Annotated in this window: 27 protein-coding genes; all 27 read left to right on the top strand. The window is 59.8% G+C overall.

Features of this window, described 5'->3' with window-relative positions:
- Nucleotides 1-156 precede the first annotated feature (156 nt).
- Nucleotides 157-435 carry a hypothetical protein gene (locus CHB75_RS21285; RefSeq protein WP_141135084.1) on the top strand — a complete coding sequence of 93 codons (279 nt, stop codon included), beginning with the start codon at nucleotides 157-159 and terminating at the stop codon, nucleotides 433-435.
- Between the two features lie 70 nt (nucleotides 436-505).
- Nucleotides 506-871, top strand: a complete 366-nt coding sequence (locus CHB75_RS06890; RefSeq protein ID WP_089269791.1) for an NADH-quinone oxidoreductase subunit A — start codon at nucleotides 506-508, stop codon at nucleotides 869-871.
- Nucleotides 862-1479: a NuoB/complex I 20 kDa subunit family protein gene (locus tag CHB75_RS06885; RefSeq protein WP_245840755.1), complete on the top strand. Its 618-nt coding sequence runs from the start codon at nucleotides 862-864 to the stop codon at nucleotides 1477-1479. Before CHB75_RS06890 ends, CHB75_RS06885 begins: the two co-directional genes overlap by 10 nt.
- A 60-nt stretch (nucleotides 1480-1539) precedes the next feature.
- Nucleotides 1540-2148 (top strand): NADH-quinone oxidoreductase subunit C, encoded by a 609-nt coding sequence (locus CHB75_RS06880; RefSeq protein ID WP_089269790.1) that lies wholly within the window; start codon nucleotides 1540-1542, stop codon nucleotides 2146-2148.
- A complete protein-coding gene (locus CHB75_RS06875; protein ID WP_089269789.1) occupies nucleotides 2145-2381 on the top strand; it encodes a hypothetical protein in 237 nt (78 codons plus the stop codon). The genes CHB75_RS06880 and CHB75_RS06875 overlap by 4 nt, the downstream gene beginning before the upstream one ends.
- The gene (locus tag CHB75_RS06870; protein ID WP_089269834.1) at nucleotides 2381-3601 is read left to right on the top strand and encodes an NADH-quinone oxidoreductase subunit D; all 1221 of its coding nucleotides are present in this window, start codon (nucleotides 2381-2383) and stop codon (nucleotides 3599-3601) included. Before CHB75_RS06875 ends, CHB75_RS06870 begins: the two co-directional genes overlap by 1 nt.
- Nucleotides 3598-3888 (top strand): hypothetical protein, encoded by a 291-nt coding sequence (locus CHB75_RS06865; RefSeq protein ID WP_089269788.1) that lies wholly within the window; start codon nucleotides 3598-3600, stop codon nucleotides 3886-3888. The genes CHB75_RS06870 and CHB75_RS06865 overlap by 4 nt, the downstream gene beginning before the upstream one ends.
- A gap of 16 nt (nucleotides 3889-3904) precedes the next feature.
- Complete coding sequence (locus tag CHB75_RS06860) at nucleotides 3905-4291, top strand: hypothetical protein (RefSeq protein WP_089269787.1); 387 nt, start codon at nucleotides 3905-3907, stop codon at nucleotides 4289-4291.
- Nucleotides 4292-4299: 8 nt separating this feature from the next.
- Nucleotides 4300-5481: an NADH-quinone oxidoreductase subunit E gene (locus tag CHB75_RS06855; RefSeq protein WP_089269786.1), complete on the top strand. Its 1182-nt coding sequence runs from the start codon at nucleotides 4300-4302 to the stop codon at nucleotides 5479-5481.
- 30 nt (nucleotides 5482-5511) lie between these two features.
- Nucleotides 5512-6204 carry an NADH-quinone oxidoreductase subunit E gene (locus CHB75_RS06850; RefSeq protein WP_089269785.1) on the top strand — a complete coding sequence of 231 codons (693 nt, stop codon included), beginning with the start codon at nucleotides 5512-5514 and terminating at the stop codon, nucleotides 6202-6204.
- A gap of 16 nt (nucleotides 6205-6220) precedes the next feature.
- On the top strand, nucleotides 6221-6439 hold the full coding sequence (locus CHB75_RS06845) for a DUF5337 domain-containing protein (RefSeq protein WP_089269784.1): 219 nt from the start codon (nucleotides 6221-6223) through the stop codon (nucleotides 6437-6439).
- Between the two features lie 3 nt (nucleotides 6440-6442).
- Nucleotides 6443-7738 carry an NADH-quinone oxidoreductase subunit NuoF gene (nuoF, locus tag CHB75_RS06840; RefSeq protein ID WP_089269783.1) on the top strand — a complete coding sequence of 432 codons (1296 nt, stop codon included), beginning with the start codon at nucleotides 6443-6445 and terminating at the stop codon, nucleotides 7736-7738.
- A gap of 212 nt (nucleotides 7739-7950) precedes the next feature.
- Nucleotides 7951-8451 (top strand): DUF3291 domain-containing protein, encoded by a 501-nt coding sequence (locus tag CHB75_RS06830; protein WP_089269781.1) that lies wholly within the window; start codon nucleotides 7951-7953, stop codon nucleotides 8449-8451.
- A gap of 5 nt (nucleotides 8452-8456) precedes the next feature.
- Nucleotides 8457-8792: a hypothetical protein gene (locus CHB75_RS06825; RefSeq protein WP_245840753.1), complete on the top strand. Its 336-nt coding sequence runs from the start codon at nucleotides 8457-8459 to the stop codon at nucleotides 8790-8792.
- Nucleotides 8793-8912: 120 nt separating this feature from the next.
- A complete protein-coding gene (locus CHB75_RS06820; RefSeq protein ID WP_089269779.1) occupies nucleotides 8913-9314 on the top strand; it encodes a DUF5333 domain-containing protein in 402 nt (133 codons plus the stop codon).
- 4 nt (nucleotides 9315-9318) lie between these two features.
- Nucleotides 9319-11337 (top strand): NADH-quinone oxidoreductase subunit NuoG, encoded by a 2019-nt coding sequence (gene nuoG, locus CHB75_RS06815; RefSeq protein WP_089269778.1) that lies wholly within the window; start codon nucleotides 9319-9321, stop codon nucleotides 11335-11337.
- Between the two features lie 382 nt (nucleotides 11338-11719).
- On the top strand, nucleotides 11720-12757 hold the full coding sequence (gene nuoH, locus CHB75_RS06805; RefSeq protein WP_089269777.1) for an NADH-quinone oxidoreductase subunit NuoH: 1038 nt from the start codon (nucleotides 11720-11722) through the stop codon (nucleotides 12755-12757).
- Between the two features lies 1 nt (nucleotide 12758).
- On the top strand, nucleotides 12759-13253 hold the full coding sequence (nuoI, locus tag CHB75_RS06800; RefSeq protein WP_089269776.1) for an NADH-quinone oxidoreductase subunit NuoI: 495 nt from the start codon (nucleotides 12759-12761) through the stop codon (nucleotides 13251-13253).
- Between the two features lie 70 nt (nucleotides 13254-13323).
- On the top strand, nucleotides 13324-13728 hold the full coding sequence (locus CHB75_RS06795) for a carboxymuconolactone decarboxylase family protein (RefSeq protein ID WP_089269775.1): 405 nt from the start codon (nucleotides 13324-13326) through the stop codon (nucleotides 13726-13728).
- Nucleotides 13725-14327, top strand: coding sequence for an NADH-quinone oxidoreductase subunit J (locus tag CHB75_RS06790; RefSeq protein ID WP_089269774.1), 603 nt, complete (start codon nucleotides 13725-13727; stop codon nucleotides 14325-14327). Before CHB75_RS06795 ends, CHB75_RS06790 begins: the two co-directional genes overlap by 4 nt.
- Before the next feature lie 77 nt (nucleotides 14328-14404).
- Nucleotides 14405-14710, top strand: coding sequence for an NADH-quinone oxidoreductase subunit NuoK (gene nuoK / locus CHB75_RS06785; protein WP_089269833.1), 306 nt, complete (start codon nucleotides 14405-14407; stop codon nucleotides 14708-14710).
- 4 nt (nucleotides 14711-14714) lie between these two features.
- Complete coding sequence (nuoL, locus tag CHB75_RS06780) at nucleotides 14715-16874, top strand: NADH-quinone oxidoreductase subunit L (protein WP_089269773.1); 2160 nt, start codon at nucleotides 14715-14717, stop codon at nucleotides 16872-16874.
- On the top strand, nucleotides 16874-18436 hold the full coding sequence (locus tag CHB75_RS06775; protein ID WP_089269772.1) for an NADH-quinone oxidoreductase subunit M: 1563 nt from the start codon (nucleotides 16874-16876) through the stop codon (nucleotides 18434-18436). The genes nuoL and CHB75_RS06775 overlap by 1 nt, the downstream gene beginning before the upstream one ends.
- A gap of 12 nt (nucleotides 18437-18448) precedes the next feature.
- On the top strand, nucleotides 18449-19894 hold the full coding sequence (nuoN, locus tag CHB75_RS06770) for an NADH-quinone oxidoreductase subunit NuoN (RefSeq protein ID WP_089269771.1): 1446 nt from the start codon (nucleotides 18449-18451) through the stop codon (nucleotides 19892-19894).
- 125 nt (nucleotides 19895-20019) lie between these two features.
- Nucleotides 20020-20766 carry a biotin--[acetyl-CoA-carboxylase] ligase gene (locus CHB75_RS06765; RefSeq protein WP_089269770.1) on the top strand — a complete coding sequence of 249 codons (747 nt, stop codon included), beginning with the start codon at nucleotides 20020-20022 and terminating at the stop codon, nucleotides 20764-20766.
- A gap of 11 nt (nucleotides 20767-20777) precedes the next feature.
- The gene (locus CHB75_RS06760; RefSeq protein WP_089269769.1) at nucleotides 20778-21551 is read left to right on the top strand and encodes a type III pantothenate kinase; all 774 of its coding nucleotides are present in this window, start codon (nucleotides 20778-20780) and stop codon (nucleotides 21549-21551) included.
- Nucleotides 21552-21554: 3 nt separating this feature from the next.
- Nucleotides 21555-23222 carry a ribonuclease J gene (locus CHB75_RS06755; RefSeq protein WP_089269768.1) on the top strand — a complete coding sequence of 556 codons (1668 nt, stop codon included), beginning with the start codon at nucleotides 21555-21557 and terminating at the stop codon, nucleotides 23220-23222.
- Nucleotides 23223-23455: the final 233 nt, after the last annotated feature.

Here is a 23455-nt window from a genome sequence, read left to right as displayed (position 1 = left end):
ACCGTATAGTTGAGTTCGACAGATCCTTTTGTCCTCATCAAACCGGTGCCGCAGACGGGCAAGGCCGGCAAAACTTTTGATAAAAGTTTTGGCAAAAGTCTTCGAAGACTTTTGGGTCCGGCGATCGCGTAAGGGTGCGCGCCGGGAAATGCTGACTTGGGTCTTGTCGGCCTGATCAAGGGGCAGGGCGCGGGGGCGGCGGTGCGTTTCGCTGAGTGCCAAGGGGTCGAAGAGGGTGAGTCTCTGGCTCCTGCCAGAGAGGCAATACCAGCCGCGACGCTTTCGCGCGCCCGGAAAAGTGGCAAGTGGAAGCGATTTTTGCGCCATCCTTTTGTAAAACTTGAACAAAATCCGCTTACTTGGTTGAAACAGAAGCTTTTTTCATCAATCCTGAAAAGCGCAGGCTTGGTTGACCCGGGCAGCGGGCGGCGATAAGTCAGTTGTCAGTCAATCTAGCCACTTGACCAATGCGCCCGAAGCGGCGCCGTTGAAAAGGAGCCACCTCGTGGAAGAGATGCTGAGGGAATACCTCCCCATCCTTGTTTTTCTGGCCATCGCCATCGGGTTGGGTCTTGTGCTGATTCTGGCCGCTTTGGTCATTGCCGTGCGCAGCCCTGACCCCGAAAAGGTGAGCGCCTATGAATGCGGGTTTAACGCCTTTGATGATGCCCGGATGAAGTTCGACGTGCGGTTTTATCTCGTGTCGATCCTGTTCATCATTTTTGACCTCGAAATCGCGTTTCTGTTCCCCTGGGCCGTGGCGTTCCAGGATGTGAGCATGGCAGGTTTCTGGTCGATGATGGTGTTCCTTTCGGTCCTGACCATCGGCTTTGCCTATGAGTGGAAAAAAGGTGCGCTGGAATGGCAGTGAGTGAAGACAAGCCGCTTGTGACCGAGGTTCTGGGGGATGGGCTGCAGGTGCCGCGCGTCAAATCCGCGCCGTCGGCCAAGGCGGCCTATGGCCTGAATACGGCTGGCGGTGACAATGAGGTCGCGACGCGTGCCCTGAATGCCGAGCTGGCGGACAAGGGATTTCTGCTGACCTCGACCGAGGATATCATCAACTGGGCGCGCACCGGATCGCTGCACTGGATGACCTTTGGTCTGGCCTGCTGCGCGGTCGAGATGATGCACACCTCGATGCCGCGCTATGACCTTGAACGGTTTGGCACGGCGCCGCGCGCCAGCCCGCGCCAGTCGGATCTGATGATCGTGGCCGGAACGCTGACCAACAAGATGGCGCCGGCCCTGCGCAAGGTCTATGACCAGATGCCCGAGCCGCGCTATGTGATCTCGATGGGGTCCTGCGCCAACGGTGGCGGTTATTATCATTACAGCTATTCCGTGGTACGTGGGTGTGACCGGATCGTTCCAGTTGATATCTACGTTCCGGGCTGCCCGCCAACGGCAGAGGCGCTGCTTTATGGTATCCTGGCGCTGCAGAAAAAGATCAGACGGACCGGAACCATTGTGCGCTAAACGCGCGGATTCGGTGAAGGGCGGCGCTGAAAGCGCGGGCCTGATGAAGGAGACGACAGAATGACGGCAGCACTGCAGGAGTTGGGCGGGCATATCGAGCTCAAGCGCCCGGATTGCGTATTGGGCTGGGACGTGACGCATGACGAGCTGAACATCGACGTGGCTCCGTCCAACGTTCGCGGCTTTGTCGAATTTCTGACGACCGATAACACTTGTCGCTTCACGTCTCTGGTCGATATCACCGCCGTCGATTACCCCGAGCGGCCCAAGCGGTTCGACGTGGTCTATCATTTTCTGTCGATGTACCAGAACCACCGCATCCGTCTGCGCGTCAGCATCCGCGAAGAGGATATGGTGCCCTCGATCGTTTCTGTGCACCCCTCGGCCAACTGGTTCGAGCGCGAGATTTTCGACATGTTCGGCGTGCTGTTTTCAGGGCACCCCGATCTGCGCCGCATCCTGACCGACTATGGTTTTCGCGGCCACCCGCTGCGCAAGGATTTTCCGACCACGGGCTATACCGAGGTGCGCTATGACGAAGAGAAGAAGCGTGTCGTCTATGAGCCGGTGAACCTTGTTCAGGAATACCGTCAGTTCGACTTCATGTCGCCCTGGGAAGGTGCGCAATATGTGCTGCCCGGCGATGAGAAAAAAGAGGGCGCAAAGTGACCCCGCTTGGAATGCCTGTATACGATGGCGCGGCCGGGTTCTGGGGCTTTGCGATTGCCTATGTGGTCTGCGCTTTTGTCTGGGGCTACCCGCTGTGGAAGATCCTGCCAAAATACGCCTATGACCGCCGGTGGGCCTTTTCGACTCTGTTGGTCGGCGGGCTGGCCGTGTTGATTGCGCTATGGCTGATCGCGCTTCCTGACAAATGGACGCCACCGGAGGAAAACACATGATGGACGGCTCCAACGGTTTCGATGACGCCCTGACGGGCGAGCAGAAGATCCGCAACTTCAACATCAACTTTGGCCCGCAGCACCCGGCGGCGCATGGCGTTCTGCGTCTGGTGCTGGAGCTGGACGGCGAGATCGTGGAACGCTGCGATCCGCATATCGGCCTGCTGCATCGTGGCACCGAAAAGCTGATGGAATCGCGGACCTATCTGCAGAACCTGCCATATTTCGACCGGCTGGATTACGTGGCCCCGATGAATCAGGAACACGCCTGGTGTCTGGCCATCGAAAAGCTGACCGGGGTCGAGGTGCCACGGCGTGCCTCCTTGATCCGGGTGCTTTATTCGGAAATCGGGCGGATTTTGAACCACCTGCTGAACGTGACGACGCAAGCCATGGATGTGGGCGCGCTGACGCCGCCGCTCTGGGGTTTTGAAGAGCGTGAAAAGCTGATGATCTTTTACGAGCGGGCCTGTGGTGCGCGTCTGCATGCGGCCTATTTCCGGCCGGGCGGTGTGCATCAGGATCTGCCCGAAGATCTGATCGACGATATCGACACCTGGGCGGATGAGTTTCCCGCGCGGCTTCAGGATATCGATGATCTGCTGACCGAAAACCGGATCTTCAAGCAGCGTAATGCCGATATCGGCGTGATCACCGAACAGGACATTCAGGACTGGGGTTTTTCGGGTGTGATGGTGCGTGGCTCCGGGCTTGCCTGGGATCTGCGGCGCGCGCAGCCCTATGAATGTTATGATGAGTTCGAATTCCAGATCCCGGTTGGCAAGAACGGTGACTGCTATGACCGCTACCTTGTCCGCATGGAAGAGATGCGCCAGTCGCTGCATATCATCAAGCAGGCTATCGCCAAGCTGAAGGCACCCGAAGGGCAGGGCGATGTTCTGGCCCGGGGCAAGATAACGCCGCCGTCGCGCACCGATATGAAGACCTCGATGGAGGCGCTGATCCATCATTTCAAGCTGTATACCGAGGGATTTCACGTGCCGGCGGGCGAAGTTTATGCCTGCGTCGAGGCACCCAAGGGTGAATTCGGCGTCTATCTTGTGGCTGATGGCAGCAACAAACCCTACCGCGTCAAACTGCGCGCGCCGGGTTTCCTGCATCTGCAGGCGATGGATTACGTTGCAACCGGTCACCAGCTGGCCGATGTGGCGGCGATAATCGGGACGATGGACATCGTGTTCGGAGAGGTTGACAGATGAAGCGATTTTTTGGTGCCTGCGCAACATTTGCGCTGCTTTCCGCCTGCGCGATGCCGCCCGAGGGGGTGACCCCGGAACATCTGGCGATGTTCGATGAGGCTGTGGCGTCGATCGGCTGTGATCTGGTGAGCGAAGAGGATTTTATCCCCGTCGAGCTGCAGACCGGCATGACCCGCGCGCAGGTGCAGGACGTGGCGGCTTACAAGATCAAGACCGAAGAGGGTGTGACGCTGTCGAATGGTGGCTTCCGGCTCAAGACCGGGGCCTGTGCCGATGCGGCGGCCTGAACGGAAACGTTCCCTGATGGCTGTCGGCGTTATGGCGCTGGCGGCGCAGGGGCTGTGGGCCGAAAGTGCTGCGGCACAAACGACCGAGGCGCAGAGCAGCTGGGCGCATAGTGGACTGGCAGAGGCGATCGGTGGGCAGACTCAGGGGCAACGGGACATAGGCCGTGCGGATTATGTCTTTGTCTCCGACCTTGCGGCGCGCGGCTTTGAACCCTTTGCGACCAGCGCCGCTGGTAATGCGTCGTTCGGGATGAAGCAGGGTGCAGAAATGTACCTTTGTTTTCTGGCTGATACGACGGCTCTGTCGGGCATCCGCAATGTGGTTCTGATGGCCGAAGTGAATGGACAAAACCCCGACCGGGAGGTGCCCAACATCCCCGTCGTCTGCGTGCTGACGCAATAGGAAATGATATGCTGAGACGTCTTCATAAAGAGCAACCCGCGGCTTTTGCCTTTACCCCGGACAACCTTGCCTGGGCCCAAGCGCAGATCACCAAGTATCCCGAGGGCCGTCAGGCCAGCGCGATCATTCCGCTGCTGTGGCGCGCGCAGGAGCAGGAGGGCTGGCTGACCCGTCCGGCGATTGAAACGATCGCCGATATGCTGGGCATGGCCTATATGCGGGCGCTGGAAGTGGCGTCGTTCTACTTTATGTTTCAGCTGCAACCTGTTGGTTCTGTTGCAAATATTCAGGTATGTGGCACGACGTCCTGCATGATTTGCGGGGCCGAGGATCTGGTTGCGGTCTGCAAGGAAAAGATCGCCGCCAAGCCGCATACGCTGTCGGCCGATGGCAAGTTCACCTGGGAAGAGGTCGAATGCCTTGGTGCCTGCGCCAATGCGCCGATGGCCCAGATTGGCAAGGATTACTACGAGGATCTGACGACCGGACGTCTGGCAGAAATTCTGGACGAAATGGCGGCGGGTCGGGTTCCGCTGCCGGGTCCGCAGAACGGGCGTTATGCCGCCGAGCCGAAATCCGGCCTTACCAGCCTGACCGAATACGCCAAGGACCGCGCGCAGTATAATGCCAGTGTGCAGTTTGCGGTCGACATCGGCGACACGATCAAGCGCATCGATGGCACCGAAGTGCCGCTGACCGCGCCTTGGCAGGATCGTTCCGACAAGACGGGCGATGCCATTCCCGATGGGTCGGGCCCGGTTCTGGCGGGGGATGCTCCGATTGATGAAACCGGCATCGACAGACGTGCGGCCCCGGCCGAAAGCACGGGGCGTCCGCGCACGGATGAACCGGCCAAGGCGGCGGAATCCACGCCCGTAAGCGAGGGTGCAAGCGACGGCCAGAAGCCCGAGAGCCTGAGCGCCGCGCGCGAGGGCGGGCCGGATAACCTCAAGCTGATCAAGGGCGTCGGTCCCAAGCTTGAAGTGATGCTGAACGGGATGGGTTTTTATCATTTCGACCAGATTGCCGGTTGGAGCGCGGCGGAGATTGCCTGGGTCGACCAGAACCTTGAAGGGTTCAAGGGGCGGGTCACGCGTGACGACTGGGTCGCGCAGGCGGGCACCCTTGCGTCCGGGGGCGAGACTGAATTTGCTTCTCGTGTTAAAAAGGGTGACGTGGAAGAGACATAGCAGCCGAAAACGCCGACAGGGAGACCGAAAATGCGAATACAGAACAGGGACATAAGTTGCGCAACAGGCTGCCTCGCAGTGGCGGGCGGCATCGGTTTTCTGTTCATGGTATTGCTTCTGGTGGTCGGGAATGTGTCCTGGGCGGGCTCAATCTTTCTGGGGCTGGCGACGACCGGCGCGTTTGGTCTTTTGTTTTCCAACCTGTTCTGTCTGCCGGAGCGGAGTTCCGCAGAGACACAGGTAGCTGAGACACAGGTAAACGCGCCGACGGTAAAATCCGAGCCGGTTGTGACTACTGTGTCTGCGGTCGTGCCTGCGGGTGGGAAACCCGGCGCAGAGGTCAAGCCGTCAAAGGTGCTGGCCGGGCAGGACGAACTGGCGGCGCGCAAGGGCAGCTGGAAATACGAGGGTAATGCTGCGGCGGAGCCGGGCGAGGGGGCCAAGCCTGCGACGCTGGAGGCCGCGCGCAACGGCAAAGCCGACGACCTGAGCAAGATCAAGGGGATAGGTCCCAAGCTGCAAGAACTTTGCTACAGCATGGGGGTCTATCACTTTGACCAGATTGCGGGCTGGACTGCGACCGAGGTGGCCTGGGTTGATCAGAACCTTGAGGGGTTCAAGGGCCGCGTGAGCCGGGATGAATGGGTGGTACAGGCAAAGATATTGGCGGCGGGCAACGAGACTGAATTATCGGAGCGCACCGCCAAGGTTGACGTTTACTGAAGGGTTGGGGAAGAGGATGACGCAGGACGAGGACTTTCAACGGCAGGGGCGCATCGTTGCGCTGGTGATTGCCGGTGTCGGACTTGCCTGGGTCATCGTGACCGGCCTAGGGGCGGCGCTGGACTGGAGCCAGCGCACCCGCGCGTTTTTCGATCTGGCCGCACTTGCCGGGTTTGGAACGGGCATATGGATGATTTATGGACTCTGGCGCATGCGCCAGAAGAATAAGGACTAAGCGATGCTGCAGGATCAGGACCGGATCTTTACCAATATCTACGGAATGCATGACCGCACGCTTAGGGGCGCGCAGGCACGTGGCCACTGGGATGGCACCAAGGGTATTCTGGACAACGGGCGTGACTGGATCATCGACCAGATGAAGAAATCCGGCCTGCGCGGCCGGGGCGGGGCGGGTTTTCCGACCGGTCTGAAGTGGTCCTTCATGCCCAAGGAATCCGACGGGCGGCCGAGCTATCTGGTGGTCAACGCCGATGAATCCGAGCCGGGCACCTGCAAGGATCGCGAGATCATGCGTCATGATCCGCACACGCTGGTCGAGGGTTGCCTGATCGCGTCTTTCGCGATGCAGGCAAACGCCTGCTATATCTATATCCGGGGTGAATACATCCGCGAGAAAGAGGCGCTGCAGCGCGCGATCGACGAGGCCTATGATGCCGGTCTGGTCGGGGTGAATGCCTGCGGGTCGGGTTATGATTTCGACATTTACGTGCACCATGGGGCCGGTGCCTATATCTGCGGCGAGGAAACTGCCCTGCTCGAAAGCCTTGAGGGCAAGAAGGGCATGCCGCGCATGAAGCCACCGTTCCCGGCGGGTTCGGGCCTTTATGGCTGCCCGACAACGGTGAACAACGTCGAATCCATTGCCGTGGTGCCGACAATCCTGCGGCGTGGGCCCGAGTGGTTTTCCTCCTTTGGCCGCCCGAATAACGCAGGCACCAAGCTGTTTGCGATCAGCGGCCATGTGAACAACCCCTGTGTGGTCGAAGAGGCGATGTCGATCACCTTCGAAGAGTTGATCGACAAGCATTGCGGCGGAATCCGGGGCGGCTGGGACAACCTCAAGGCGGTCATTCCGGGCGGATCGTCGGTGCCCTGCATCCGCGGTGAACACATGAAAGAAGCGATCATGGATTTCGACTATCTGCGTGAGCAGCGGTCGGGTCTGGGGACGGCGGCGATCATTGTGATGGATCAGTCCACCGACATCATCAAGGCGATCTGGCGTCTGTCGAAGTTCTACAAGCACGAAAGCTGTGGCCAGTGTACGCCCTGCCGTGAAGGCACGGGCTGGATGATGCGGGTGATGGACCGTCTTGTGACCGGAGATGCCGAAGTCGAAGAGATCGACATGCTTCTGGACGTGACCAAGCAGGTCGAGGGGCATACGATTTGTGCCCTTGGTGACGCTGCGGCCTGGCCCATTCAGGGGCTGATACGAAACTTTCGTGACGAAATTGAGGATCGAATTAAACACAAACGTAGTCCACGTCAGGTAACTATTGCGGCAGAGTGAACAATGTCAGGTAATTATTTTGAATCGGAGTACGTGATGAAGTGTAACGAATGTATCTACTGGGACACCGGAAGCCTTGAGGACGCCGGGTTTTGCCGCCGGAATCCGCCCGAGCTTGAAAGAAATGATGCCGGCACCGTCTTGAATTCGGCGGTTTGGCCTGTGACCCGCACCTATGATTGGTGCGGTGAGTTCGCCGAAAGAGTGCCGCAGTGACAAGCCCTGCGGCGTATCATCTGGCCGAACTGAACATCGGGCGCCTTCTGGCCCCGACGGACGATCCGCGCGTGGCTGAATTCATGGGTGCGCTTGACCGGGTCAATGGTATGGGCAAGAGGATGCCGGGGTTTGTCTGGATGATGGAAGGTTCGGGCGAACCCGGGACTGGAAATACCGAATCCAAGGTGGAAGGCGATCCGCAGTTCGTGAGCAATCTGACGGTCTGGGAATCGGTCGAAACCCTGGAGAAATTCGTCTGGGACACGGTGCACCGTCAGTTCTATGAACGGCGTGCCGAGTGGTTCGAGGTGCTGGGCAAGATGCATTTCGTCATGTGGTGGGTGCCTGCGGGGCACCGTCCCACGTTGGACGAGGCGCTTGAGAAACTGGCCTTGCGAGAGGCGCAGGGCGATACGGACGCGGCCTTTGGTTGGGGCTGGCTTAAAGAGGCGCAGCGGTGGAGAATCCATCAATGCAACATAGCGGCGGAGTAACGCGCATGCGGACGATCCTTTTGCTGAGCCTTCTGGCGATGGCGATGACCACGACGGCCTGCTCCCGGAACAAGGGCGTGGCATTTGATGGAGTCGTCTACAAAGCCAAGGCCCGCGCGGAGCGCAGCAACCGCAAGGATTTCACCGTGACGGTGCAGCCGGTAACCGCGCAGGGCCTGGCCGGCGCGATCGCGGCGGCACGGCATGAGGGTATCAAGCACTGCATCCGGTACTACGGGACCAGCGACATCGTCTGGATCGTCGGCCCAGAGACGCCAGCCGATCAGTTGCGCATCGACGGGAATACGCTGACCTTTACAGGATCCTGCGTTGATGCTTGAAACATGTCTGATAACAAAGGCTTGTACGCGGGGCTATTGCATAGCAATGCGGCACGATCCCATCTTTGCGGGGAAAGGGGGCAGCACTGCTGCCCTTCGACCCATGCAAGGAGAAGAGAGATGCGCATGTCATTGATCCTGACGCTCGCCGTCGGCCTGACGGCCACTGCGGTTACTGCCAAACCGCCGCTGCGCGATGTGCCCGTGGTGGACGACGGGCTGCTCGCCGTGGGGATCGCGGATGAGATACGAAACACGTGCGACGATATCGAAGCGCGAATGCTGACCGCCCTTATGCGGCTTCAATCGCTGAAGTCCGAGGCCCGCGCACTGGGTTACAGTGCTGAAGAGATTGAGGATTACGTGACCTCCAAGGCCGAAAAGGCCCGCATGCGCGCGCGCGGCGAGGCTTATCTGAAAGCCAATGGAGTGACACTCGGGGACAAGTCCGGCTATTGCAGGCTGGGCAAACAGGAAATCGCAAAGGGGTCCGCCATAGGCACCCTTCTGAAAGCAAGGTGAGACGATGTCAGACCTCCGCAAGATCAACATTGACGGCAAGGATGTGGAAGTAGACGGCGCGATGACGCTGATTCAGGCCTGTGAAGTGGCCGGGATCGAGGTTCCGCGTTTCTGCTACCACGAACGGCTGAGCATCGCCGGGAACTGCCGCATGTGTCTTGTCGAAGTTGTGGGCGGTCCGCCCAAGCCTGCCGCAAGCTGCGCCATGCAGGTGCGTGATCTGCGCCCCGGCAAGGATGGCGAACCGCCGGTCGTCAAGACCAACAGTCCCATGGTCAAGAAGGCCCGCGAGGGGGTGATGGAGTTCCTGCTGATCAACCACCCGCTTGACTGCCCGATCTGCGATCAGGGCGGGGAGTGTGATCTTCAGGATCAGGCGATGGCCTATGGCGTTGATTTTTCGCGCTTTCGTGAACCAAAGCGTGCATCGACGGATCTGAACCTCGGCCCGCTGGTCGAGACGCATATGACGCGCTGCATTTCCTGTACGCGCTGCGTGCGATTCACCACCGAGGTGGCGGGGATTTCGCAGATGGGCCAGACCGGACGTGGTGAGGATTCCGAAATCACCTCGTATCTGGGTGAAACGCTGGATTCCAACCTGCAGGGCAACATCATCGACCTGTGCCCGGTGGGCGCGCTGGTGAGCAAACCCTACGCCTTTACTGCCCGTCCGTGGGAGCTGAGCAAGACCGAAAGCATCGATGTCATGGATGCGCTTGGCAGCAACATCCGCGTTGATACCAAGGGGCGCGAAGTGATGCGCATCCTGCCGCGCAACCATGACGGCGTGAACGAGGAATGGATTTCGGACAAGACCCGGTTCGTCTGGGACGGCCTGCGCCGCCAGCGTCTGGACAAACCCTACGTACGCGAGAACGGCAAGCTGCGGCCTGCAACCTGGCCCGAGGCGCTGACGAAGGCTGCGGCGGCGATGCAGGGCAAGAAGGTCGCCGGTCTGATCGGTGATCTTGTTCCGGTTGAGGCGGCCTTTGCGTTGAAAACGCTGATCGAATCGCTGGGCGGTACAGTCGAGTGCCGCACCGACGGTGCCAAGCTGCCCGCCGGAAACCGGTCCGGATATGTCGGTACTGCAACCATCGAAGACATCGATACGGCCAAGGCGGTGATGCTGATCGGCACCAACCCGGCGGTCGAGGCACCGGTGCTGAATGCGCGCATCCGCAAGGCCTGGAGCCATGGCGCCAATGTTGGCCTCATCGGTGAGGCCGTCGATCTGACCTATGACTACGAACATCTGGGCACTGGCCCTGCGATGATCACCGAACTTCTGCACCGCGACCACGGCGCGGTGGCCGAAGACGCGTCGATCATCATCATCGGGCAGGGTGCCCTTGCCCGCGAAGACGGTGCGTCGGTACTGGCGGCAGCGATGCAACTGGCCGAGGCGACAGGATCGAAATTCCTGGTGCTGCACACGGCGGCGGGTCGGGTCGGCGCGATGGATATCGGTGCGGTGACCGAAGGCGGCCTGACTGCTGCGCTGGACGGGGCCGAGGTGATTTACAACCTGGGCGCGGACGAAGGCGACATTCCTGCCGGGCCTTTCGTGATCTATCAGGGAAGCCATGGCGACCGGGGCGCGCATCGTGCGGATATCATCCTGCCGGGTGCCGCCTATACCGAAGAGCAGGGGCTGTTCGTGAACACCGAGGGCCGTCCGCAACTGGCCCTGCGCGCGGGCTTTGCCCCGGGCGAAGCGAAAGAAAACTGGGCTATCTTGCGCGCGTTGAGCGCCGAGCTGGGCCAACAACTGCCGTTTGATTCCATGGCCGAGCTGCGCAAGATGCTGATTGCCGATGTGCCGCATCTTGCGGCTATCGATTCTGTGCCCGAGAACGACTGGCAGCTGCCTGAAACGGGGGCGCTCGGGGAACAGGCATTCCGCAATGCGGTCAAGGATTTCTACCTGACAAACCCGATTACGCGGGCAAGCCAGTTGATGGCCGAACTGAGCGCGAACGCGAAGGCACGCAAAGAAGCGCCCCTCGCAGCGGAGTGACGGTGGTGGTGAGCACGACCTGCGCACTGACGACTGAAGTGGCATGCGGCAAGGCTGCTGCCCTTTGGTCGGCGTTTGGCATGGATGTGACGCGGCCCCGGGATGCAGAAATGGGGGCATTTCCAGCAGGAAGGCCTCCGGCCAGTGGGCCTTGTGATTATGCAGGCTATGCAGACAGCGCTGCGGCGCAGTATGGTCTGAAACAAAGAAACGGTTTCGCGCGGCATTTGCGCACAAATGTCGACGAAAAGGGTGGTCTCTGGCGTGCAGATGCGGTTTACACCGTCTCGCCAGCGCTGCCTCGGGGATCGAAGGTGGATGATGCCAGCGTCATCAGCATTCGACCACGCGGAAAACGGAATACCGATGGTGTGAGGACCTGATGGCTGATTTCTTTACCACTACCGGCGGGATCGCCGTCATCATTATAGCGCAGTGCCTTGCTGTTCTGGGCTTCGTGATGATTTCCCTGCTGTTCCTGGTCTATGGCGACCGCAAGATCTGGGCCGCGGTGCAGATGCGCCGGGGGCCGAATGTGGTCGGCACCTTTGGATTGCTGCAGTCGGTGGCCGATGCGCTGAAATATGTGGTCAAAGAGGTGGTCGTTCCTGCGGGCGCCGACAAGCCGGTGTTCATGCTGGCGCCGTTGACATCCTTCGTGCTGGCCATGGTGGCCTGGGCGGTGATCCCGTTCAGCGATGGATGGGTCCTTTCGGACATCAACGTGGCGGTTCTGTTCGTCTTCGCCGTGTCCTCGCTTGAAGTCTACGGCGTGATCATGGGGGGCTGGGCATCGAACTCGAAATACCCGTTCCTTGGTTCGCTCCGCTCGGCTGCACAGATGATTTCCTATGAGGTGTCGCTGGGCCTGATCATCATTGGCATCATCATTTCCACGGGATCGCTGAACTTTGGCGATATCGTGCGGGCACAGGATGGGTCGTTCGGGTTCTTCAACTGGTACTGGCTGCCGCATTTCCCGATGGTCTTCCTGTTCTTCATCTCGTGTCTGGCCGAAACCAACCGCCCGCCCTTTGACCTTCCTGAAGCGGAATCCGAACTGGTTGCCGGGTATCAGGTGGAATATTCGTCTACTCCGTTCCTGCTGTTCATGGCCGGGGAATACATCGCCATCTTCCTGATGTGCGCGCTGACCTCGCTGCTGTTCTTTGGCGGTTGGCTGTCGCCGATCCCGGGGCTGCCGGACGGGGCGCTGTGGATGGTCGCAAAGATGGCGTTCTTCTTCTTCCTGTTCGCGATGGTCAAGGCGATCACGCCGCGTTACCGCTATGATCAGCTGATGCGGCTGGGGTGGAAGGTGTTCCTGCCGTTCAGCCTCGTCTGGGTGGTCTTCGTGGCGTTTGCGGCAAAATTCGGATGGTTCTGGGGGCTTTATGCCCGCTGGACGGTGGGAGGCTGATATGGCTCAAATGGATTACACCCGCGCCGCCAAATATTTCCTGCTGCAGGATTTCTGGGTCGGCATGAAGCTTGGGCTGAAATACTTTTTTGCCCCCAAGGCGACGCTGAACTATCCGCATGAGAAAGGGCCGCTCAGCCCGCGTTTCCGCGGAGAGCATGCGCTGCGCCGCTATCCGAATGGCGAAGAACGCTGCATCGCCTGCAAGTTGTGCGAGGCGATCTGTCCGGCGCAGGCGATCACCATTGACGCAGAGCCCCGCGATGACGGCTCGCGTCGTACGACACGGTATGACATCGACATGACAAAATGCATCTACTGCGGTTTCTGTCAGGAGGCCTGCCCGGTTGATGCCATTGTCGAGGGACCGAATTTCGAGTTCGCGACCGAGACACGCGAAGAGCTGTTCTACGACAAGGCCAAGCTGCTGGAGAACGGGGATCGCTGGGAATCGGAAATTGCCCGCAACCTCGAAATGGATGCACCCTACAGATGACACAGGTACCCAAAAGTTTTCAGAAAACTTTTGCCAAGACTTTTCACAAAAGTCTTGGGGGGCGCCGCGCATGAGTGGCAAGACCCCATTCGAGTTGATGATGGAACAGGCGCAGGAGATGGCGAAAGCTTTCAATCCGGCGATGACCTCTTTCGATCCCAAGGGCTTTGAGAAGCTCTGGCCGACGATGCCCAAGGAATTCATGGAGATGAGTTTCGGCAAGGGTATCAGCAAGGAAGGGCTTGATGCCAAGACGCGTCTGTTGCTGACCCTGGCCGGGCTCACCATGCAGGGCGCGCAGGCCGATACACAGGTCCGCATGACCGTGCGCCACGCGCTCGAAGCCGGGGCTACCAAAGACGAAATCGCCGAGACCATCGCGCAAATGTCGATGTTCGCCGGTATTCCGGCCATGACCCGCGCCATGGAGTTGGCGCGTGCGGTCATGGAAGACAAAAAGGATGATGAGACATGAGCGTCTTTGCCTTCTACCTCTTTGCAACCAGCACGATAGCAGGTGGATTGTTCACCGTTGTCAGCCGAAATCCCGTGCACTCGGTACTTTGGCTCATTCTCGCCTTTCTCAGCTCGGCCGGTCTATTCGTGCTGCTGGGCGCGGAATTCGTCGCGATGTTGCTGGTCATCGTCTATGTGGGTGCGGTAGCTGTGCTGTTCCTGTTTGTAGTCATGATGCTCGACGTGGACTTTGCCGAGTTGAAGGCCGAGATGGCGAAATACATGCCTCTCGCGCTGCTTTTCGCGGTCATCATCCTGATGCAGTTCGCCATCGCCTTTGGCGCCTGGCAGGCCTCGGACGCCGCCGAAGGGCTGCGTGCGCAGGAGATCATGGCAGATACCGAAAATACCAAGGCGCTGGGGCTGGTGCTGTATGACCAGTATTTCCTGCTGTTCCAACTGTCCGGTCTGATCCTGCTGGTCGCGATGATCGGGGCTATCGTTCTGACGCTGCGCCACCGTGTCGACGTCAAGCGGCAGGATGTCATCGCCCAGATGATGCGTGATCCGGCCAAGGCGATGGAGTTGCGTGACGTGAAGCCCGGGCAGGGGCTGTGATCGGGCAATAGAAGATTGATCGCGGGGCCACCCGCGGCGAGACGGTATAAAAGACGGGCACAGCCCGGAGGGACATGATGATCGGACTTGAACATTATCTGACGGTCGCGGCGACGCTGTTCGTCATCGGCATCTTCGGACTTTTCCTGAACCGGAAAAACGTGATCATCCTGCTGATGAGCATCGAATTGATGCTGCTGGCGGTGAACATCAACTTCGTTGCCTTTTCATCCTTTATGAACGACCTCGTCGGGCAGGTCTTTACCCTGTTCGTGCTGACCGTTGCGGCGGCCGAGGCGGCGATTGGCCTGGCCATTCTGGTCTGTTTCTTCCGCAACCGCGGCACCATCGCCGTGGAAGACATCAACGTGATGAAAGGCTGACCCAATGGAATCGCTCATCCTCTTTGCGCCTCTGTTCGGGTCGCTCATTGCCGGTTTCGGCTGGCGTCTGATTGGCGAGCGCGGGGCCATGTGGGTCACGACCGGCCTGCTGTTCATGGCCTGCGCGTTTTCCTGGATCATCTTCCTGACGTTCGACGGCGCGCTTTACAAGGTCGAGATCTTTCGCTGGATTGAATCCGGCACGCTGAGCACGGATTGGGCGATCCGCATGGACCGCCTGACTGCCATCATGCTGATCGTCATCACGACAGTTTCCGCCTTGGTGCACCTTTATAGCTTTGGCTACATGGACCACGACCCGCAGTGGAAAGAGGGCGAAGTCTACAAGCCGCGTTTCTTTGCCTATCTGTCGTTCTTCACCTTCGCGATGCTGATGCTGGTGACTTCGGATAACCTCGTCCAGATGTTCTTTGGCTGGGAAGGCGTCGGGGTCGCATCCTATCTGCTGATTGGGTTCTATTATCGCAAGCCATCGGCCAATGCTGCGGCGATGAAGGCGTTTGTGGTCAACCGCGTTGGCGACTTTGGTTTTGCGCTGGGGATATTCGGGCTGTTCTATCTGGCGGACAGCATCAACTTTGACGACGTCTTCGCCGCTTCTCCGGGCCTTGCGGAGACACAGTTGAGCTTTCTGTGGAGTGAATGGAACGCGGCAAACCTGATTGCGGTCCTGCTGTTCATCGGTGCGATGGGCAAGTCGGCGCAACTGTTCCTGCACACCTGGCTGCCGGACGCAATGGAAGGCCCGACGCCGGTGTCGGCCCTGATCCACGCGGCGACGATGGTCACGGCGGGCGTGTTCCTTGTCTGCCGCATGTCACCGCTGATGGAATATGCGCCCGAGGCGACAGCGTTTATCACCTTTATGGGGGCGACAACGGCGTTCTTTGCCGCGACGGTCGGTCTGGTGCAGAACGATATCAAGCGTGTCATCGCCTATTCGACCTGTTCGCAGCTTGGCTATATGTTCGTGGCCGCCGGTGTCGGTGTCTATGGCGTGGCGATGTTCCACCTGCTGACGCATGCCTTCTTCAAGGCGATGCTGTTTCTGGGGGCCGGTTCGGTGATCCATGCGATGCACCACGAGCAGGACATGCGGAACTATGGGAATTTGCGCAAGAGGATCCCGTTTACCTTCTGGGCGATGATGATCGGCACGCTGGCGATCACCGGCGTCGGCATCCCGCTGACCCACATCGGTTTTGCCGGCTTCCTGTCCAAGGATGCCGTGATCGAGAGCGCCTGGGCTGGAACGCAAGGCGGTTATGCCTTCTGGATGCTGGTCATCGCGGCGCTGTTCACATCCTTCTATTCCTGGCGGTTGATGTTCCTGACCTTCTTTGGCGAGGCGCGCGGCGACAAGCATACGCACGAACACGCGCATGAATCGCCAATGGTCATGCTGATCCCGCTGGGTGTGCTGGGCCTTGGCGCGATCTTTTCGGGCATGCTTTGGTACAACAGCTTCTTTGGCGACCACGATACGATGAACCGTTTCTTCGGGATTCCGGCGCATCACGCCGAAGCAGAAGAGGGCCACGGCGCCGAAACTGCTGACGCGGCCCACACTGAAGCTGCACCCGCGACTGACGAAGGTCACGCCGAAGCGGCCACCGTTTCGCATGGCGAAGTTGCCGTCACCGATCACGCTGCTGCCGCCGAGGGCTTGCATGCTATGGCGGGCGGGATGGCACCGCAGGGCGCGATATTCATGGGTCCGGATAACACCGTGATCGACGATGCGCATCATGCGCCGGGCTGGGTCAAGGTGAGCCCGTTCATCGCTATGGTGATCGGCTTTGGCGTCGCCTACCTGTTCTATATCGTGAACCCGTCACTGCCGCGTCGTCTGGCCGAAAGCCAGCGTCCGCTTTACCTGTTCCTGCTGAACAAGTGGTACTTTGACGAGATCTATGACTTCCTCTTCATCCGCTCGGCCAAGGCCATTGGCCGGTTCCTGTGGAAACGCGGCGATGGCAATGTCATCGACGGGTCGATCAACGGGATTGCGCTTGGCTTTGTGCCGTATATCACCCGGCTCGCCGGGCGGGCGCAGAACGGCTACGTCTTTACTTATGCCTTTGCCATGGTGGTCGGGATCGCGGTCCTTGTCACATGGATGACCTTCGTGGGAGTCGAATAATGGACAACCTTCTTTCCATTGTGACCTTCCTGCCGGCGATTGCCGCATTGATCCTCGCGCTGTTTTTGCGCGGCGGGGACAAGTTGGCGGACCGTAATGCAAAGTGGCTGTCGCTGATCGCGACCTCGGCCACTTTCCTGATCTCGCTGTTCATCCTGGCGCAGTTCGACAGCAGCAACACCGGCTTTCAGATGGTGGAAAGCGCCGACTGGTTGTTGGGCTTGCAGTACAAGATGGGGGTCGATGGCATTTCGGTGCTGTTCGTGATGCTCACGACCTTCATCATGCCGCTGGTCATCGCGGCAAGCTGGAATGTGAGCAGCCGCGTCAAGGAATACATGATCGCTTTCCTGTTGCTGGAAACGCTGATGCTCGGCGTGTTCATGGCGCTGGACCTTGTGCTGTTCTACCTGTTTTTCGAGGCCGGCCTGATCCCGATGTTCCTGATCATCGGCATCTGGGGCGGGGCGAACCGGATCTACGCTAGCTTCAAGTTTTTCCTCTATACGTTCCTCGGATCGGTTCTGATGCTGGTGGCGATGGTGGCGATGGCCACCAACGCGGGAACCACCGACATCCCCACGCTGATGACTCACGAATTCTCGTACGCGACAATCTCGATCCTTGGTATTCCGGTTGTGGGCGGGTTGCAGACGATGATGTTCCTGGCGTTCTTTGCCAGCTTCGCGGTCAAGATGCCGATGTGGCCTGTGCACACCTGGCTGCCCGATGCCCACGTTCAGGCCCCGACCGCCGGTTCGGTGGTTCTGGCGTCGATCCTGCTCAAGATGGGTGGCTACGGCTTCCTGCGCTTTTCACTGCCGATGTTCCCGGTGGGATCCGAGGTGCTGACGCCGCTGGTGCTGTGGATGTCGGCGATTGCCATCGTCTACACCAGCCTTATCGCGCTGGTGCAGGAGGATATGAAGAAGCTCATCGCCTATTCATCGGTCGCGCACATGGGATACGTGACGATGGGTATCTTTGCGGGCAACCAGCAGGGTATCGACGGGGCGATTTTCCAGATGCTCAGCCACGGGTTCATTTCGGGCGCGCTGTTCCTTTGTGTCGGCGTAATCTATGACCGGATGCACACCCGTGAGATTGACGCCTATGGCGGGCTCGTGAACCGGATGCCCGCCTATGCGATGATCTTCATGTTCTTCACCATGGCCAACGTCGGTCTGCCGGGCACCTCTGGGTTCGTCGGTGAATTCCTGACGCTGATGGGGATCTTTCAGACCAACACATGGGTTGCGGCGATTGCGACTTCGGGGGTCATCCTGTCGGCGGCCTATGCGCTGTGGCTCTATCGCCGTGTTGTGATGGGCGACCTGATCAAGGAATCCCTGCGCACCATCACCGACATGACCACCCGCGAAAAGGCAATCTTTGCGCCGCTTGTGGTGATGACGATCTGGATGGGGGTCTATCCGGCCCCGATCCTTGACCGCATCGGTCCGAGCGTCGAGGCGCTGGTAAGCAATTACGATACGGCCCGAGCCGAGGCGAAATCCGCCACGCAGGTTGCCGGCAATGCCGCCGCCGCGGCAGAACACTAAGGAACGCTGATCATGATCCAGGCTGATCTGAACGTCATTCTCCCCGAGATCCTGCTGTCGGTGTTTGCCATGCTGGCACTGGTGGGCGCGGTCTATACCGAAAAGGACAAGCTGGCGCCGATGCTGGTCTGGGCTACATCGGGCCTGTTCATCGCTCTGGCGATCTGGATCGGGGCAAGCGGGCAGGGCGGCACGCACGTGGCCTTTAACGGGCTGTACGTCGACGACGCCTTTTCGCGGTTTTCCAAGGTGGTGATCCTGCTCTCGGCGGCCGCTATCCTGCTGATGAGCCAAGACTATATGACGCGTCGCGGATTGCTGCGGTTCGAATATCCTGTGCTTGTGACGCTAAGCGTTGTGGGCATGATGATGATGGTTTCCGCCGGGGATCTCATGTCGCTGTACATGGGGCTGGAACTTCAGTCGCTGGCGCTTTACGTGGTCGCGTCGCTGCGTCGCGACAGCGTCAAATCGACCGAAGCCGGACTGAAGTATTTTGTTCTGGGCGCGCTTAGCTCGGGGTTGCTGCTTTATGGCGCCTCGCTGACCTATGGCTTTGCCGGGACGACGCTGTTTTCCGGTATTATCCAGACGGTCAAGGCGGGCGAATTGTCCGTGGGTCTGCTGTTCGGTCTGGTGTTCCTGATCTCGGGGCTCGCGTTCAAGGTGTCGGCGGTGCCGTTCCACATGTGGACTCCGGACGTCTATGAGGGCGCGCCAACACCGGTGACGGCGTTTTTCGCCACAGCCCCCAAGGTCGCGGCGATGGGACTGTTTGCGCGGATGCTGCACGATGCCTTTGGCGGGGCGGTTGGCGAATGGGGCCAGGTGGTCGCTTTGATTTCGGTACTGTCGATGTTTCTGGGGGCCTTTGCCGCCATCGGACAGCGCAACATCAAGCGACTGATGGCCTATTCTTCGATTGCCCATATGGGTTTTGCGCTGATGGGGCTGGCGGCCGGCACGGAACTGGGCGTGCAGGCGATGCTGATCTACATGACGATCTACGTGACCATGAACGTCGGTACCTTTGCCTTTATCCTGTCGATGGAACGGGACGGGCAGCCGGTGACGGATATCGCATCGCTGAACATGTATTCGAAAAAGGAACCGGGCCGTGCGCTGGCCATGCTGGTGCTTCTGTTCTCGCTCGCTGGCGTGCCCCCGCTGGTCGGCTTTTTCGGCAAGCTTTACGTCCTGCGCGCGGCCTATGATGCCGGGTTCGCCTGGCTGGCCGTTGCGGGGGTTGTCGCCTCGGTCATCGGGGCGTTCTATTATCTGCGCATCGTGTTCTACATGTATTTCGGCGACGAGACGGACGAAGGTCTGGATTCGGGCGGATCGCCGATGCTCTGGGGGTTTCTGATGGCGTCGGCCTTTGTGATGGTCGCCGGGGTTGTGAACCTGTTCGGGATCGAAGGTGCCGCGGCAGCGGCGGCGGCGACGCTTGTCAACTAAAGCAGACCTCGGGCATTTGGAAAATTGTGACGCGCCGTATGGCGCGTCGCTTTTTCGTTTTACGCCCCTTCGGGGAGGCACCCTCGGCGTGAATTTGCATGGACAGATGAAACGGGGGGCTGCGCGTGGGCTGGCCTGAGGGATACGAACGCCGTGTGCTGGCCGAAATCGACAGCACCAATGCCGAAGCCGCGCGTCTGGCACCAACCCTGAGTGGTCCGACGTGGATTCTGGCCCTGCATCAGACGGCGGCGCGGGGGCGGCGCGGGCGGCCCTGGGCGATGCCAGCCGGGAATTTCGCAGCGACGCTGGTCATGCGCCCGACGGAGACACCCGAGGTTGTGGCGTTGCGTTCTTTCGTGGCGGCGCTGGCTTTGCACGAGGCGTTTGTGATGGCCACGGGGCGGACGGAGGGGCTGTCTCTCAAATGGCCCAACGATGTTCTGCTGAACGGCGGCAAGGTTGCCGGCATCCTGCTCGAATCCCTTGGGGTGCGGCAGGGGGTACAGCATCTTGCCATCGGGATCGGGGTGAACCTCGAGCGCGCACCCACGGCGCAGGAGGTCGAGCCGGGAGCGGTTCCGCCGGTGTCGCTGATGTCCGCGACGGGTGTGGCCATTGCCCCCGAGGCCTTTCTTGATATCCTCGCTGAGTGTTACGCCAGGATCGAACTGATGTTCGTGACCTATGGCTTTGCCCCGGTACGCGAGGCATGGCTGCAGCGCGCCGCGAGACTGGGCGAGACTGTGACGGCGCGCACTGGAACAACCGAGGTCACGGGCGTGTTCGAAACCGTAGACGCCACCGGGCATCTGGTACTGACCACCCCCAAGGGCCGCGAGCGCATCGCCGCGGCGGATGTGTTTTTCTGAAAGGCATGGGCATGCTTCTGGCCATCGACTGCGGCAATACCAACACCGTGTTTTCGATCTGGGACGGGCTGCGCTTTGTCGCGACCTGGCGTACCGCTACGGACCATTCGCGCACTGCGGATCAATACTATGTCTGGCTAAGTACGCTGATGGCGTTTCAGAAGATCGACGCGGTGATAACCGATGTGATCGTTTCCTCCACCGTGCCCCGGGTGGTTTACAATCTGCGGGTGCTGTCTGACCGCTATTTCAACACGCGGCCGATTGTGGTGGGCAAACCGGAATGCGCGTTGCCAGTGGCGGTTCGGGTGGATGCGGGCACACAGGTGGGGCCGGACCGGCTGGTGAACACGGTTGGCGGTTTCGACCTTTACGGCGGCGATCTGATCGTGGTGGATTTTGGGACGGCGACAACATTCGATGTGGTGGCCAGCGACGGCGCCTATGAGGGGGGCGTGATCGCCCCGGGCGTAAACCTGTCGCTGCTGGCGCTGCATCAGGCGGCCGCGGCGCTGCCGCATGTGGATATCTCAAAGCCGCAGAACGTCATCGGCACGAACACCGTGGCCTGCATGCAATCGGGCATCTTCTGGGGGTATGTGGGTCTGGTGAAAGAGATCTGCGCCCGGATCAAGGCCGAACGGGGCGTGCCGATGAAGATTATTTCGACCGGGGGCCTTGCGCCTTTGTTCCAACAGACCGAAGAGCTGTTTGACGACTTCAAAGATGACCTGACGATGCACGGGCTGACCGTGATCTACAATTACAACAAGACCAAAGGATAATTCATGAGCACTGAGCGTATCATCTACCTCCCACTCGGCGGAGCCGGGGAGATCGGCATGAACGCCTATGTCTACGGCTATGGCAAACCGGATCAGGAACGCCTGATCCTTGTCGACCTTGGCGTTACCTTTCCGGATATGGACGGCACTCCGGGTGTCGATCTGATTCTGCCGGACATCACATGGCTGAAGGAACGGCGCGACCGCCTGGATGCGATATTCATCACCCACGCGCACGAGGATCATGTCGGTGCCATCGGGCATTTCTGGGAACAGCTTGGCGCGCCGATCTATACGCGTGCGTTTACGGCCAATATCGCGCGCCACAAGATGGCCGAGCATGGCCATTCCGACCAAACGGTCAAGGTGGTGTCACCCTGGCCCGAAACCACCACGGCAGGTCCGTTCAAGGTGGGGTTCTTGCCGATCTCGCACTCCATCCCGGAATCCTCGGCACTGGTGATCGACACGCCTCAGGGTCGGCTCATCCACACGGGCGATTTCAAGCTGGACGAGACCCCCATCGTGGGAGAAGCCTATGATCCGGCGCTGTGGGCGGAGGTGTCCAAGGACGGCGTCAAGGCGCTGATCTGCGATTCCACCAACATCTTCAGCCCCCATGCGGGCCGTTCCGAAGTGACCGTCGGACCCGAGATTGAAAAGCTCGTGGCCGGTGCCAAGGGTATGGTGGTTGCGACGACCTTTGCATCCAACGTCGCCCGCGTGAAAACCCTGGCCGAGGCAGGCGATCGGGCGGGGCGTTCCATCGTTCTGCTGGGCCGCGCCATGCGCCGGATGATCGAGGCGGCGACGGAAACCGGCGTCCTTAAGGGATTTCCCAAGGTGGTATCGCCCGAGGACGCTCTGTCCCTGCCGCGCGAGAGCGTGATGCTGCTGGTCACCGGATCGCAGGGCGAACGCCGCGCGGCGTCGGCCCAGCTGGCACGTGGCAAGTATCAGGGGATCACGATGAAAGAGGGGGATCTGTTCCTCTTCAGTTCAAAAACCATCCCCGGAAACGAAAAGGGTGTGATCCGCATCATGAACCAGTTTTCTGAACTGGGTGTGGATGTGGTCGATGACAGCAACGGGCATTTCCACGTTTCGGGCCACGCCAACCGGCCTGACCTTGAAGCGATGCACGATGTGGTCAAACCACAGATCGTGATTCCGATGCATGGCGAACACCGTCACCTGCGCGAGCATGTGAAGCTGGCCCAAGCCAAGGGCCGCAGGGGCGTTCTTGCCATCAATGGCATGATGATCGACCTGTCGGGCAATGAACCGACTGTGGTGGAATACGTCGAGACGGGGCGGACCTATATCGACGGGTCCGTGCAGATCGGGGCCATGGACGGCGTCGTGCGCGACCGTATTCGTATGGCGCTGAACGGCCATGTGACAGTGACCGTGATCATCGATGAGGACAACAAACCCTTGGGTGATCCGTGGTGCGACATCATGGGCCTGCCCGAGCAGGGCAAGAGCCGTGTGCCGCTGGTCGATATACTCGAAGAGGATCTGAGCCAGTTCCTTGGTCGCAGCGGTGTCAAGACGATCCGCGACGATGACAAGCTGGAAGAGGGCCTCAAGCGTGTGGCGCGTCAGTCGGCAATGTCCGAAATCGGCAAAAAGCCGGAAGTGACAATTGTGGTCAGCCGTCTGAACTAGTCCGCACCGCTTAAACAGAATGCGCCGCTCCATCAGCACGCGGCGTATTCCGGAGTTCCTGATACAGAGCGCCCCGACGATTTTTCGTCGGGGCGCTTGTACACAGGCCGAAGGTTCAGCGCATTTCAGATATCTCCCAGAGCTGAGCTCCGTGGAAAAGCTATGGGCCATATAGAGTTCGGCGGGATTTCGGTGCCCCTAGTGATATCTTTTCGTCCCGAATTCGGTGCAGG

It is taken from the genome of Puniceibacterium sediminis, from assembly GCF_900188035.1.
Classification (GTDB): domain Bacteria; phylum Pseudomonadota; class Alphaproteobacteria; order Rhodobacterales; family Rhodobacteraceae; genus Puniceibacterium; species Puniceibacterium sediminis.
The sequence above is the reverse complement of the archived record's forward strand: the minus strand, read 5'-3'. Positions and strand labels throughout refer to the sequence as shown.